The 13,111-nt window shown below is 71.8% G+C and carries 10 protein-coding genes and 1 pseudogene; 7 read left to right on the plus strand and 4 right to left on the minus strand.

All coding sequences use genetic code 11. The features are described from left to right. Window positions 1-2: 2 nt before the first annotated feature. The gene (locus ABZ910_RS00145) at window positions 3-356 is read left to right on the plus strand and encodes an STAS domain-containing protein (RefSeq protein ID WP_361356716.1); all 354 of its coding nucleotides are present in this window, start codon (window positions 3-5) and stop codon (window positions 354-356) included. Then, a complete protein-coding gene (locus ABZ910_RS00150; protein WP_361356719.1) occupies window positions 353-1,321 on the plus strand; it encodes a sensor histidine kinase in 969 nt (322 codons plus the stop codon). Before ABZ910_RS00145 ends, ABZ910_RS00150 begins: the two co-directional genes overlap by 4 nt. A 134-nt stretch (window positions 1,322-1,455) precedes the next feature. Here the strand turns inward: ABZ910_RS00150 and ABZ910_RS00155 are convergent, their stop codons facing one another. The 3 genes from ABZ910_RS00155 to ABZ910_RS00165 all read right to left on the minus strand — a co-directional run bounded on the left by ABZ910_RS00155 (window position 1,456) and on the right by ABZ910_RS00165 (window position 6,410). Next, window positions 1,456-2,247, minus strand: coding sequence for a serine protease (locus tag ABZ910_RS00155; RefSeq protein ID WP_361356722.1), 792 nt, complete (start codon window positions 2,245-2,247; stop codon window positions 1,456-1,458). 189 nt (window positions 2,248-2,436) lie between these two features. Next, window positions 2,437-5,337: an AAA family ATPase gene (locus tag ABZ910_RS00160; protein ID WP_361356725.1), complete on the minus strand. Its 2,901-nt coding sequence runs from the start codon at window positions 5,335-5,337 to the stop codon at window positions 2,437-2,439. Window positions 5,338-5,573: 236 nt separating this feature from the next. Continuing rightward, a complete protein-coding gene (locus tag ABZ910_RS00165; RefSeq protein ID WP_361356728.1) occupies window positions 5,574-6,410 on the minus strand; it encodes a helix-turn-helix transcriptional regulator in 837 nt (278 codons plus the stop codon). 152 nt (window positions 6,411-6,562) lie between these two features. Here ABZ910_RS00165 and ABZ910_RS00170 point away from each other — a divergent pair, with 152 nt between their 5' ends. From ABZ910_RS00170 to ABZ910_RS00190, 5 genes and pseudogenes are all read left to right on the plus strand, one after another. Next, window positions 6,563-8,230, plus strand: a complete 1,668-nt coding sequence (locus ABZ910_RS00170) for an AMP-binding protein (RefSeq protein ID WP_361356731.1) — start codon at window positions 6,563-6,565, stop codon at window positions 8,228-8,230. Then, window positions 8,227-8,961 (plus strand): annotated as a pseudogene (locus ABZ910_RS00175) (AMP-binding protein); the annotation flags it as partial. The gene ABZ910_RS00170 and the pseudogene ABZ910_RS00175, both read left to right, overlap by 4 nt. 86 nt (window positions 8,962-9,047) lie before the next feature. Next, window positions 9,048-10,277 carry a helix-turn-helix transcriptional regulator gene (locus tag ABZ910_RS00180; protein ID WP_361356734.1) on the plus strand — a complete coding sequence of 410 codons (1,230 nt, stop codon included), beginning with the start codon at window positions 9,048-9,050 and terminating at the stop codon, window positions 10,275-10,277. 93 nt (window positions 10,278-10,370) lie between these two features. After that, window positions 10,371-10,619 carry a hypothetical protein gene (locus ABZ910_RS00185; RefSeq protein WP_361356737.1) on the plus strand — a complete coding sequence of 83 codons (249 nt, stop codon included), beginning with the start codon at window positions 10,371-10,373 and terminating at the stop codon, window positions 10,617-10,619. Then, window positions 10,616-10,855 (plus strand): hypothetical protein, encoded by a 240-nt coding sequence (locus tag ABZ910_RS00190; protein ID WP_361356740.1) that lies wholly within the window; start codon window positions 10,616-10,618, stop codon window positions 10,853-10,855. Before ABZ910_RS00185 ends, ABZ910_RS00190 begins: the two co-directional genes overlap by 4 nt. Before the next feature lie 100 nt (window positions 10,856-10,955). Here ABZ910_RS00190 and nrdJ read toward each other — a convergent pair whose 3' ends face one another. Then, window positions 10,956-13,022, minus strand: coding sequence for a ribonucleoside-triphosphate reductase, adenosylcobalamin-dependent (gene nrdJ / locus ABZ910_RS00195; RefSeq protein WP_361356743.1), 2,067 nt, complete (start codon window positions 13,020-13,022; stop codon window positions 10,956-10,958). Between the last annotated feature and the right edge of the window lie 89 nt (window positions 13,023-13,111).

The raw sequence follows: 13,111 nt of genomic DNA on the forward strand, positions 1-13,111 counted from the left end.
GCATGGAAGCCATGGAAGCCGTCGCACACGCCGACGACACAATCCTCCGGATCACCCCGACCACCGATCCCCCCGGCCTACGGCTGGAGGGAGAACTCGACGCCACACGGCACGGCGACCTCGCCGAGGCCCTGTCCGCGCTGGGCGACGGCGCCCGTGAAGTGCGGCTCGACCTGGACCGGTTGAGCTTCATCGACCTCGGCGCCCTGAGCCTGCTGACGAGCTTCGCGGAACGCGGGGGCGGCGCGGTCCGGCTCGTCCTCGACCACCTCTCTCCCGATGTGGAGAACCTCATCGAGACCGTGGGCTGGGAACGTCTGCCAGGGCTCGTCCAGGGCCGGAAAGGAGCGTCATGACGACCGGGGCGCGCAGGGACGCGACCGTGCGAGACGACGGCAGGGGCAGCTCGTACCGCGCATTCCAGCACCACGCGATGCTGTACAGCGACGAGCAGGAGTTCCTCGCCGGCGCCCTTCCCCTCCTGCGCGCGGGCATCGAGGCCGACGACCCGACGTTCGCGGTGACCGCCGGGAGGCAGACCGAGATCCTGCGCGAATCGCTCGGACAGGACGCCTCCGCCGTGCAGTTCTTCGAACCGGCGGAGTTCTACCGCAACCCGGTGCGCGCACTGGCCGCCTTCACCGCCATGGCCCGGACGCTGGGCCCGCGCCCCGCGTGGGTCGTGATGGCGGAGGACTGGTCGCGGTATCCGGACGTGTTCGAGTGGCTGCGGTACGACTCGATCTGCAACCTGGCCTTCGCCGACGTGGACGTCCAGGGGTACTGCTGCTACGACAGCACCGCCCTGTCGGACGAGGTCATCGCGCTGCTGCGCCGGACGCACCTGAAGGTCCACGAGGGCGGGGCGCTGCGCGAGAACCCGGACTACACCGACACCGCGTCCTTCGTGGCCGAGATCGACAGCAAGCCGCTGTCGCCGTCACCGCGCTCGGCCCCCTCGATGGAGATCCGGCCCACCGACCTGCACACCGTACGGGCCTTCGTCACCGAGCAGGCCACGCGCTGCGGCCTGGCGGGCGACGCGCTGCACAACGTGCTGGTCGCCGTGACCGAGGTGGCCACCAACGCCATCCGCCACGGCAACGCCCCGGTGACCCTGCGCACCTGGCCCGACAACGGCCTGGTCTGCGAGATCACCGACTCCGGCCACTGGCAGCCCGAGGACCTCATCACCTGGCAGCCACCGCAGTCCGCCTCGGAGACCGGCTTCGGACTCTGGGGCGCCGGGATGCTGTGCGACACCGTGCAGGTGCGCACGGGGACCAAGGGGACCACCGTGCGCCTGAGGTCGTGCGCCTGAGGCCGTACGGCCCATGAGCGCCCGGGAATCGGTGAGGTCCCGGACATTGGATAGGGAGGCGTTGCGGGCTGCTCGTGGTGGCTCGCAACGCCCCCCTGGTCTGTGCCTGAGCAACGCTCAGGAGTCGTTCACCTTCATGACTTGACCTGTGCGGTCACGAGGTCCGAGAAGGTGGTCAGCCGGGTGTAGACACCCGGGTGACCCGCCTCCGCGCACCCCTCCCCCCAGGAAGTGATCCCTGCCAGGACGCCCCCGATGATCAGGGGACCGCCGCTGTCGCCCTGGCAGGTGTCTACGCCGCCGGACGGATATCCGGCGCACACCATGTCGGTCTGGACGAAGTCCGAACCGTACGAGCTCTTGCAAGTGGAGTCGGACACGACCGGAAGGGTCGCGGTGCGCAGTTGGTTGGAGGCACCGCCGTTCTCCGCGGTGGTGCCCCAGCCGAGGATGCGGGCCGTGGTGCCGGCCGCGTACACGCTCGTCTGGGAGGAGGAGACGTACGACGCCGGGCTGTACGACATCGGCGTCGACAGCGTCAGCACGGCCACGTCGTTGCCGTTCGCCGCGTCCGAGTACTTCGGGTGGACCCAGATGCTGCTCACCCGGCTGACCGTGCCGTTCGTGCCGTTCAGATAGGTCCGGCCGCCGACCACGCGGATGCCGCCGGTGGTCTCACCGGTCATGCAGTGCGCGGCGGTCACGACCTTCCGGGCCGCCACCAGGGTGCCGCCGCAGAACTGGCTTCCCGCGGCGTCCGTGATCTGCATCATGAACGGGTACGCGGTCGTCGTGGTCGTCGTGCCGCCGACGATGGGCAGGGGGGCCGCGGCCGCCGAGGGGGCGGCGATCAGGGCCGTCGCGGCCGTGGCGGCGGTCGCCACGAGCACGGCGGCGGTCTGTCTGACACGTGTGAGCCCGAACATGAGTCTCCTCAGTGGGGTGGCCGGTGGGGGTTCGCACGGGTGGGGGGACTGGCACGGGTCCCCGTGTGCCCGGGCGAGCGGCACGGCCCTCACGCTAGGACCCGGAACCCCCTCCTCCCAATGAGGGAACCCCCTAGGGGCGCAGGGCAGGGAAAACCCTCGGTCCGGCTCAGTAAACCCGCCGCCCTGTCACTTCGTGCGGCGCCCCGCCGCCAATCGGACGATATCCACCCGGGAGCGGATGCCCAGCTTGCGGTAGACCCGGGTCAGGGTCGCCTCGACCGTCTTGACGCTGACGAACAAGCGGGCCGCGATCTCCCGGTTGGTCGCACCTTCCATGACGAGCGCGGCGACCTGGCGCTCCGTCGATGCCAGCCCCTCCAGGCCGTCCACGAGCGCCACCGGTGCGGGCGCCGACGGCTCCGGCTCGGGCGCCGAGGCCGCCTCGTCCACCTGCCGCAGCCAGGGCAGCGCGCGGCAACGGCGGAACAGCCGCGTCGCCTCGTCGTACGGCGACGCGCTGCCGAGGCCCCCGGGCCGCGCCGCCGGTGCGCGGAAGCCCGCGGCGAGCGCACCGCCGCCCGGCCCCGGTCGCCGGGCGCGCAGCGAGGCCAGCGCGAAGGCGGCCCGCGCCTCCTCCAGGCCGTAGCCCAGCCTGGCGAGCCGGGTCTGGGCCGACGTCAACTGGGCGACGGCGGCCTCGTGTTCGCCGCGGGCGGCGCGCACCAGCGCCTCGGCCCGGTCCAGGACGGCGAGCACGCTCTGCCGCCCGAGCCGCAGAGCGTGCTCGCGGGCGACGTCGATGACGTCCTGCGCCTCGGCCCGCTCACCGATCCGGACCAGCGCCTCGGCGAGGTCGCCGTGCCAGCGGCCGCGGGCCGGGTCGGTGATGCCGAGGCCCCGCTCCAGCTCGCGCACCCGGCGCAGCGAGCGGACCGCGCCCGCCGGGTCCCCGGCCACCAACTGGGCGTATCCCAGGGCGCCCAGGGCCCGGGACAGGTACATCTGGTCGCCGTCCTCCTCGGCGTGCTCCGCCGCCTCCCGGGCCAGCGCCAGCGCCCGGTCGACGTCCCCGCCGGACGCCTCGGCGAGCGAGGCGAACACGGCGGAGGCCGTTTCACCGATCCCGGAGTCCCGGGCCAGCCGCAGGCTCTCCCGGGACACTTCGAGCGCCCGGCCGCAGTGCCCGGCCTGCAACTCGGTCTCGGTCAGCCCGCGCAGGAAGTGCATCTCGCTCTCCACCGACCCGCGCCGCCGCACCTCGCGCAGCAGAGCGGTCACCGTCGCCCGGGCCTCGGTCAGCCGGTCGCCCATGACCAGCCAGCGGAACCGGGCGCTGCCCCCGCCGTTGTGATGGCAGGCCACCCGCGGGTCCTGGGGCTCCTTCAGCGCGCGCTTGATGGTCTCGGGGGCGTCCGGATGGCCCATCAGGGTCTCGGCCTGGGCCTGGAAGGACAGCGACATCAGCTCGGTGTACCGGTCGCCGCCGCGCGCCGCGAGCTCCGCCGCGTGCTCCGCCGCCTCCCGGGCCTCCGTGAAGTCGCCCGCCACGATCAGCGCCCGCCAGGCGAGTTGGTAGTGGACCAGGGCGAGCAGCCGCGGATCGTCGCCGGCGTCGGCGAGGGCCTGCGGGAAGACGGCGTCGACCTCCGTCAGGCTGTGGCCCGCCGCGTCGACCACGATCATCCAGGCCCGCACCCGCTCCGCGGGCACGGTGGCCCGGGTCAGCACCTCGCGGGCGATGTCCCGGGCGAGGTCGACCTCCCCGGCGGTGGCGGCGTCCTCGGCGGCCTGCAGCCGGCGCTCGTCCGGGGCGGGCCGCGCGCCGTCCGGCGTGTGCCGGGCCGCGAGCAGGCCGAGCTGCGCCGCCACGGACGGCGCCCCGCGGTCCCGCGCCTGTGCGGCGGCCTCGGCGAGCCGGTCGGCGACCTCCGGGTCGGTGCCGGTGCTGGCCAGGGCGAGATGGCGGGCCCGCTCGATCGGATCGGAGGCCGCGGTGGACAGCGCGGCATGGGCCGCGCGCCGCTCGTGGGCGGGCGCCTCGGCGTACAGCGCGGCCGATATGAGCGGGTGCGCGAACCGTACGGTGGGTCCCGCGGTGCTGTCGGAGTGGTCGAAGTCCGTTGCCAGCAGCCCGAGTTCGACGGCCTGGGCGCACTCGGCCTCGGCGTTCTCCCGGTCGGCCGCGAGCAGCAGCGCGGGCGTGGGACGCGCGCCGGCACTGGCGACCAGCAGGGTGCGGCGGGCCTCGACCGACAGCATGTCGAGGCGGCTGAGCACCAGCGCGCGCAGCGAGGTCGGCACCGGCAGCGGCTCGCCCGGGCGCGGCGTGGCCGGGTTCTCGGCGAGGGCGCGGCCCAGCTCCAGGGCGAAGAGCGGGTTGCCTCCGCTGGTGCGGTGGATCTCGCGGACCGTGGAACGCGGCAGCCCCGTGTGGCCGCGATGGTCGAGCAGCGAGGAGACCTGGGCGCGGGAGAGCGGGCCCAGCCGGACGGCCACGGTGTCCGGCTGGGCCGCCCGCAGATGCCGGTCGTCGTACTCCGGCCCCTCGGTGCGGACCGCGCACAGCAGTTGCACCGGGGTGCCGCCCAGCCGGCGGGCGGCGAAGCCGAGCAGCTCCGCGCTGGCCGGGTCCAGCCACTGCAGGTCGTCGGCGACGATCAGGACGGTGCCCTCGGCGGCGAGCGCGCGCAGCGCGGACAGCACCGCCAACCGCAGCGCCAGTCCGTCGCGTTGGAGGGTGGACTCGCCGCGGCCGGTGAGGGCCGACTCCAGGGCCGTGCGCTGGGCCGCGGGGAGCCGTCCGGAGACCTGGTCGAGGACGAGGCCGAGGAGGTCGGCGAGCGCGAGGAAGGGGAGGTGGGATTCGGACTCCGTGGCCGAGCAGCGCAACACGGTCCGGGCGGCGCCGGCGTATTCGGCGGCAAGTGCCCGCAGCACAGTCGATTTCCCTATTCCGGCGGGGCCGTGGAGCAGCACGCTGCCCCCCGAGGCGAGCTGCTCACGCGCGGCCGCGATCGCCTCCTCCTGGCCGATGACCAGGTCGGGGCGGCATCTCGCAGGCTCCTGGAAGTCCCGTCGCACGGTCACCGCTCCCCTCGTGTGTCGTGTCCGGGCCAAATTCTAGGCAACGAACCCCGAAATTCGGACGGAAGGCGTGGTGAGGGAAATTACAGCAGGTCCGCAGGGGCGAATTCCAACGCCCCCGCGGTGAATAGGAAAGCTGCCTTACGGCGCCCCCGCACGCGGGCACGGCGCACGCGCGCGGGAGCGGCCCACGCACACCGGTACAGCAACGCCCATGCCCCCCACCGTAGTTGCGGAGGTCACGGCAGCAACCCCGCGCGCCGGGCCGCCGCCACCGCCTCCCCGCGCGTATGGGCGCCCAGCTTGCGCATCGCCGAACGCAGGTAGCTCTTGACCGTCTCGGGGCGCAGACCCAGGCGTTGTGCCACCGCCCCGTTGGTCGCGCCCGCGGCCACGCAGGCCAGGACATCCAGCTCGCGCGGTGCCAGATTCGGCCTCCGCCCCGCGCCCGTCGTCGTCAACAGCCCGCAGGCGGTGAGAAGTTCGGCCCGCAACGCGGGGTCCGCGATCCGCGGCGCCAGCGCGCGCAGCGCCGCATGCGCCTCCCGCACCTGCTCCCACGCGGCACCGGCGCCCGCATCGGCGGCGGCCTCCCCGGGCCGCGCCGCCGCCAGCAGCCCCTTCGCCTCCTCCCGTACGACGAGCGACTGCTCCACGTCCCGCGCCGCCGCCACCGCCGCGCTCAGCGCACGGTCGCCGAGCGGCTGGGCCGTGCGCAGCGCCCCGTACAACACGCCCCGCACCCGCCGCCGTACCACCACCGGCACGGCGAGCACCGAGCGGATACCCTCCACGGCGACCGGGATGTCGTACTCGTGGCTGATCTGCCGCGACGAGGAGTAGTCCGTCACCGCGCACGGGCGCGCGAGCGCCACCGCCTTGCCGCCCAGACCGTTGCCCGCGGTCACCGCGAGCGAGCGCAGCGCCTCGGTCGCCGTGCCGCTCAACTCGCTGATGCGCACGCGTGCCCGGCCCGACTCGACCACGCCGCCGAAGGCGACCGGCAGCCCGGTCGTACGGCGCATCAGGGCCAGCGCGCCCCGTATCTCCACCGACCCGGTGGCGTCTGCACCCACGTCTTCGCCCTTCCGTCGCGGCATCCCTCGCGGCATGTGTGCGGCCCACACCCCCGTTCGGGGGTAGTGAGATCTGCATCACGGATTACACGATGCCAGGGAGCCGCCCGGCAATGGTCCGGCGCACGACCGAAAAAGGAGTGGAGGGACATATGACGGCAACCGAGCTCTTCCGCGGTGCGCGGGACTTCCTGCTGGAACACCGTGAGGACTACGTCACCGCCTACGAGGGCTTCGCCTGGCCGCGCCCCGAGCACTTCAACTGGGCCCTGGACTGGTTCGACGTCATCGCGGACGGCAACGACCGCACCGCCCTGCACATCGTCGAGGAGGACGGCACCGAGACCCGGCTGTCCTTCGCCGAGCTGTCCGACCGCTCGGACCGCGTCGCGAACTGGCTGCGCGAGCGCGGGGTGGCCGCGGGCGACCGCGTCCTCGTCATGCTCGGCAACCAGGCCGAGCTGTGGGAGGCCGCGCTGGCCGCGATGAAGCTGCGCGCCGTCGTCATCCCGGCCACCCCGCTGCTCGGCCCGGCCGACCTGCGCGACCGCGTCGACCGGGGCCGGGTGCGGCACGTGCTGGTGCGCGCGTCCGACACCGGCAAGTTCGACGAGGTGCCCGGCGACTACACGCGCATCGCGGTCGGCGGCGCGCCCGAGGGCTGGCGGCGTTACGAGGACGCGTACGCCGCCTCCGCCGACTTCACCCCGGACGGCCCGACCCGGGCCGACGACCCGCTGATGCTCTACTTCACCTCGGGCACCACCGCCCGCCCCAAGCTGGTCGAGCACACCCACACCTCGTACCCGGTCGGCCACCTCTCCACCATGTACTGGGTCGGCCTCAAGCCCGGCGACGTGCACCTCAACATCTCCTCGCCCGGCTGGGCCAAGCACGCCTGGTCCAACCTGTTCGCCCCGTGGAACGCCGAGGCGACCGTCTTCATCCACAACTACACGCGCTTCGACGCGGCCCGCCTGATGGACGAGATGGACCGGGCCGGAGTGACCACCTTCTGCGCCCCGCCGACCGTGTGGCGCATGCTCATTCAGGCCGACCTCAGCCAGCTGGCCACCCCGCCCCGCGAGGCCGTCGCCGCGGGCGAGCCCCTCAACCCCGAGGTCATCGAGCAGGTGCGCCGGTCCTGGGGCGTCACGATCCGGGACGGCTTCGGGCAGACCGAGACCGCCGTACAGGTCTCCAACAGCCCCGGCCAGCAGCTGAAGACGGGCTCCATGGGCCGCCCCAGCCCCGGCTTCCGCGTCGAACTGCTCGACCCGGTCACCGGTGCCCCCGGCGCCGACGAGGGCGAGATCGCGCTCGACCTGTCGGCCCGTCCGGTGGGCCTGATGACCGGCTACCACGGCGACGCCGAGCGTACGGCGGAGGCGATGGCCGGCGGCTACTACCGCACCGGCGACATCGGCTCCCGGGACGCCGACGGCTACATCACCTACGTCGGCCGCGCCGACGACGTCTTCAAGGCCTCCGATTACAAGATCTCCCCGTTCGAGCTGGAGAGCGCCCTGCTGGAGCACGAGGCGGTGGCCGAGGCGGCCGTCGTGCCCGCGCCGGACGAGCTGCGCCTCGCCGTGCCCAAGGCGTACGTCGTCCTCGCCGAGGGCTGGGAGCCGGGGCCCGACACCGCCAAGGTGCTCTTCGAGCACTCCCGCGACATCCTCGCCCCCTACAAGCGCATCCGCCGGCTGGAGTTCGGGGAGCTGCCCAAGACCGTCTCCGGAAAGATCCGCCGGATCGAGCTGCGCGAGGCCACGGCCGCGGGCTCGCACCACGAGTACCGCGAGGAGGACTTCCGGTGAGCGAGTCGAGAGAGCCGAGCGCGTCGTCGTACGCGCATGGCACGAGCGGCACCGCGCTGCTCGGCGACACCATCGGGGCCAACCTCGACCGGGCGGTCGAGGCCTGGCCCGACCGCGACGCGCTGGTCGACATGCCGTCGGGGCGGCGCTGGACGTACGCCCGGTTCTCGGCGGACGTGGACGAGCTGGCGTACGCGCTGCTGGCGAGCGGGATCGCCAAGGGCGACCGGGTGGGCATCTGGGCGGTCAACTGCCCCGAGTGGGTGCTGGTCCAGTACGCCACCGCCCGCATCGGCGCGATCATGGTGAACATCAACCCCGCCTACCGCACGCACGAGGTCGAGTACGTCCTCAACCAGGCGGGAATCCCCCTGCTGTTCGCCTCCGTCAGCCACAAGAGCAGCGACTACCGGGCGATGGTCGAGCAAGTGCGGGGCAACTGCCCGCAGTTGCGCGAGACCGTCTACATCGGCGACGCGGGCTGGGCGGAGTTCGTCGGCCGCGGGGCGAACGGCACCGACGCCCTGCGGGGGGAACTGCGCGCGCGGACGGCCGAGTTGTCCTGCGACGACCCCATCAACATCCAGTACACGTCGGGGACGACGGGCTTCCCGAAGGGGGCCACGCTCTCCCACCACAACATCCTCAACAACGGCTACTTCGTCGGCGAGATGGTCGCCTACACCGAACAGGACCGGATCTGCATCCCCGTGCCCTTCTACCACTGCTTCGAGTGTTACAGCTTGAGGGTACACGACCCACCGCGGGTCCCGCACACGAATCGCCAAGCAGCGTACGCTGGTTGAGAGGTGATTCGATGTCGCTGCAAGAGAACGTCCGAGCCCACCGGCGCCGCCTGGGCTGGACTCAGGAACAGCTCGCCGAGGAAGCAGGAGTCTCCGTCGGCGTCGTCCGCAAGGCAGAGCAGGGCGGGACCGTCTCCGTCGAGACCATCCATGCATTCGCCCGCGCACTGGAGACCACGACCTCCAGCCTCTTCGCTTCCGAGGCACCGGCCCCAGTCCACGAGACCGAGGGCGACGGCCCCAAGCTGACAGAGCTGCGCCGCGCGCTCATGCCCCCCGTCGGACTGTCCTCCGTGCTCACCGAGCCCACCGAGATCCGAGACCTCGTCTCCATCCAGCGGGACATCGACGACTCCCACTCCCTGTACCACGCCGACCGCTACGACTCCGTCGCGCGGGCCCTGCCCAGCATCCTCCGCGCCTCCGAGACAGCCGTCGCGCTGAGTGACGGCGAAGCCCGTCAACGAGCCGTGATCACCCGTGCGAGTGCATTCCTCCTCGCAGGCAAGTACCTCACCCAGGTCCGCCGCTACGACATGGCCTACCACGCCCTTGCGCGGGCCATCACGGACGCTCGGGAGGCCGGGCAGGTCCAGCTCGCAGCCACCGGCATCGTCGGCATGGGCTGGCTGCTCCTGCGACAGGACCGCTTCGACGAGGCCGAGCAACTGGCCGCCACCACCGCGCAAGAGGTCGAGCCGCGCATGTCCACCGCCACACCGGGCGAGCTGGCCGTGTGGGGAGAGCTGCACCAGCGCGTCGCCTCCGCCGCCATCCGGAACAACCGCCCGGACGTCGCCAAGGAGGCCCGGCGCATGGCTGCGCAGGCCGCGAGCGGGCTGGACGCCGAGCACACCAACTTCACCCAGCACTGGTCCTCGTTCGGGCCGGTGACGGCCGAGACGAAGAGGATCGAAGACCTGTCCCTGATCGGGGACGCCCGCGGCGTGCTCAACCGCGCCGACGACGGCCCCGTAGGACTGAAGGGGCTGAAGAAGCTGGGCCGGCCGAGCCGGAACAACTGGGCGAGGCACCGCCTCGACGTCGCGCGGGCCCACGTGCTGCTCGGCTCCCACCAGGACGGCATGGACGAGCTGATCGGCGTCAAGGCCGAGGCCGCGGAGTGGCTGAAGCACCAGGGCATGGCCCGTCACGTAATGCGGGACATCCTCGCCCACCGCAAGCGCACGCTGACCCAGGACATGCGCGAGATGGCCACCCACCTGGGCGTCGCCGGGTAACTACCATCCTCCGTAGTAGTTCTCTGCGATCAGTCACGGAACTACCACGCTGCGTGTCTGGGCTGGCACGTATCACCCTCGTACCGTCGAACCATGACCACGACGGACAGAGAACAGACGACGCTGAGGCCGGAGGAATGCGAGGTCGGCTCGACGGTGTGGGACATCGGCAAAGACCTGCCCGGCGTAGTCATGGGGCACGTCGGCGGTGACCGAGTGCAGCTCCGGGCAGTCGCCGGAGGCCGGGAGTGGGACGCCAGCAGGCTGCGGCCCCTCACCTCGCGCGAGGAGCTGAGCCTGCACCTCGCGGCCCGCAACGACGCGACGAGGAAGGGCCTGTGAGCGGGCCGAAGTCGATCATCCGGCACGAGACCTGGACGATACAGCCGGACCGCGAGCCCGACGCCAAGCCGGTCACGCACCAGATGAAGTGCGACGTCTGCGGGGACCAGTCCGGGGAGGACGGATCGTGGGAGCCGCCCCAGACCTGGGTGCTCAACCACTCGGGGCAGAACCCGTCGCACCACTCGTACACCGAGGTCATCAGCCGTCCGTGGCGGACGTTCATGCACACCTGAGACCGCCCCGTCCCAGCGCCGTTCCCCCGTGACGCTCGGGCGGGGCCCCAAACGACGAAAGACCCCCCAGCCGTGAGGCCAGGGGGTCTTCGTCATGCGGTCAGCGGACCGGGCAGGCGCCGGTCGCGCAGTCCTCGTCGATGCCGTCCTCGACGGACGTCACCTCGTACTGGGCGAACTGCTCGGCGGTCAGCCGCTCGTACGGGGCCTGCTCTCGGGTGCCGTCGGGCATCAGGGTCGTGCCCTTCAGGTCCGGCAGCCAGCTCGCGATGATCGCGGCGGCCTCGTCGAGCTCGTACTTGCCCTCGGGGAAGTTCACCGTGAACGAGACGGCGTTGTCCGCGTACTCGGTCTGGTACATGGCCTGGAAGGCGAGCATCGCGTTCAGGTCGACCTCGTCCGCGGACTCCACGATCGCCGGGTCGTAGCCCATGTCCTCGACCTCGGCGACCAGCTTCTCCTTGGTCGGGTAGGCCACGACCATCGTGTTGCCGGACTGGTCGTAGATGCACGGCTCGACCAGGAGGCCGGCGTTCACCGCGTCCTGGACCATCGCGACCTGGGCCGGGTCGGTCATCGAGAAGCGGACGCGGCGGAGGAAGTAGCGGGCGTAGATCGTGTGCACCCCCTCGGTCACCCCCGGCATCTTCGCGATCGAGCCGGTCGGCGCCACGGTCGTCACCTTCACGGGCTCCGGGACCCGGCGCTCGAAGGCGTACTCGCGGGCCTCCTCGCGGACCGTGTCGTACCAGTCGTTGAGCAGGTTCCGGAACCAGTACGAGTGCGGCGCGTCGCTGTACCTGATGCCGTTCTTCGCGAGGAAGGACTGCACCCCGAGGTGGCCGACGCCGATGCGTCGTTCCGAGTGCATGACCTCGCGCTGCTGGTCGTCCGTCATGTCGCCGTAGGTGGCGCGTATCAGGAAGCGGGTCATCAGCTCGTGCGCCCGCGTCAGCCCGGCGCTGTCGATCGGTCCGCCCTTCACCGCGGGGGCGAAGGCGTCGAGGTTGACGTGGCCGAGGACGCACGCACCGGTCGGCGGGAGCGCGATCTCGCCGCACGGGTTGGTCGCGATGACCTCGTTGACCTCGCCCTCGTTGGAGCGGGTCGAGTTCCAGTAGCCGGGCTCGCCGTTCCGGAGCATCCCCTCGATGACCCGGCTGTGGACCTCGACGGCCTCCGCGTGCCGGCCGTCCGTGACCTCGTTCAGGGCCTGCTCGAAGCGGGCGTCGATCTCGACCGAGATGTTGGTCGTCCAGTGCTTCGAGCCGTCCGCCTTGCACGCCAGAAACGCGTTGATGTACGGGTCGTCCCAGGCGCAGATCGCCATGCGGGCCGAGCGCCGGACGCCGCCCGAGACGACGCACTCCGCGATGGCGTGGTCCATCTCCATGGCCTCGGTCGGGGTGACGTGCTCGGTCTTGGAGTCGGACAGGATGCGGCCGACCTCCTGGAGCATCCGCGCGAAGGGGCCAGGGCCGCTCGCGGTGCCGCCGAAGGTCTTCAGTCGGCTGCCCTTGCAGCGGACACGGCTCACGTCGTAGACGCGGGCCCGGTGCTTGACCTCGCCGTCAGTCATGAACGTGTCGATCAGGTCGACGAGCGCATCCGACCAGCCCTCGCGGCTGTCCTCGACCTCGAAGGCACCGGCCCAGTCCGAGTCGTACTCCGTCGAGAGCAGGCCCGCGGCCTTCATCTCCTCGTAGTCCTGGTGCATCGGGTCGCACACCACGTGGACGTCGAGCTCGCGGCGCGGGGCACCGAAGGGGCGCAGGTACTTCGAGCTGTAGTTGCCGCCGACCCCGCCGCCTTCCATGAGGCGCATGAAGGTGAACTCGAAGTGCCGGCTCAGCTTGTCGCCCCACGGTGCGACGTGGCAGTTGAACAGGTACTGCCGGCCCTTCACGCCTGTCGCCCACAGATGGCGCCCTGCGGGGATGATCGCGAACCGGTCCATGAAGGAGACCAGCTCGTCGTGTTCGGCCCGTACGTCGTCGCTCCAGGCCGTGTGGTCGGTGCCGTGGACGAGGGCGAGGTTGCCGGCCGCGACGCGGCGGACGGTGTCGGGCCAGGTCTCCTTCGACCCGTCGGCCAGGGTCCGGGAGTACGTGCGGTTGTAGACGAGCTCGCCGGTCGGGCCGAAGGGAACGTCGAAGGTGTTGCTCACTGGGTGGGTCCTCCTTGAAGTCTGATGTCGTTCACTGCCTCAAGGCGGCAGCCCCGAAGGACTGCCGCCTGCGTCACTTGCACACCTGG

Source organism: Streptomyces sp. NPDC046805 (genome assembly GCF_040645355.1).
Lineage (GTDB): Bacteria > Actinomycetota > Actinomycetes > Streptomycetales > Streptomycetaceae > Streptomyces.

Coding starts and splice junctions, on each gene's coding strand:
- ABZ910_RS00155 (WP_361356722.1), bottom strand. CDS start 2,247: ATGTTCGGGCTCACACGTGTCAGACAGACCGCCGCCGTGCTCGTGGCG.
- ABZ910_RS00145 (WP_361356716.1), top strand. CDS start 3: ATGGAAGCCATGGAAGCCGTCGCACACGCCGACGACACAATCCTCCGG.
- ABZ910_RS00170 (WP_361356731.1), top strand. CDS start 6,563: ATGACGGCAACCGAGCTCTTCCGCGGTGCGCGGGACTTCCTGCTGGAA.
- ABZ910_RS00180 (WP_361356734.1), top strand. CDS start 9,048: ATGTCGCTGCAAGAGAACGTCCGAGCCCACCGGCGCCGCCTGGGCTGG.
- ABZ910_RS00185 (WP_361356737.1), top strand. CDS start 10,371: ATGACCACGACGGACAGAGAACAGACGACGCTGAGGCCGGAGGAATGC.
- ABZ910_RS00150 (WP_361356719.1), top strand. CDS start 353: ATGACGACCGGGGCGCGCAGGGACGCGACCGTGCGAGACGACGGCAGG.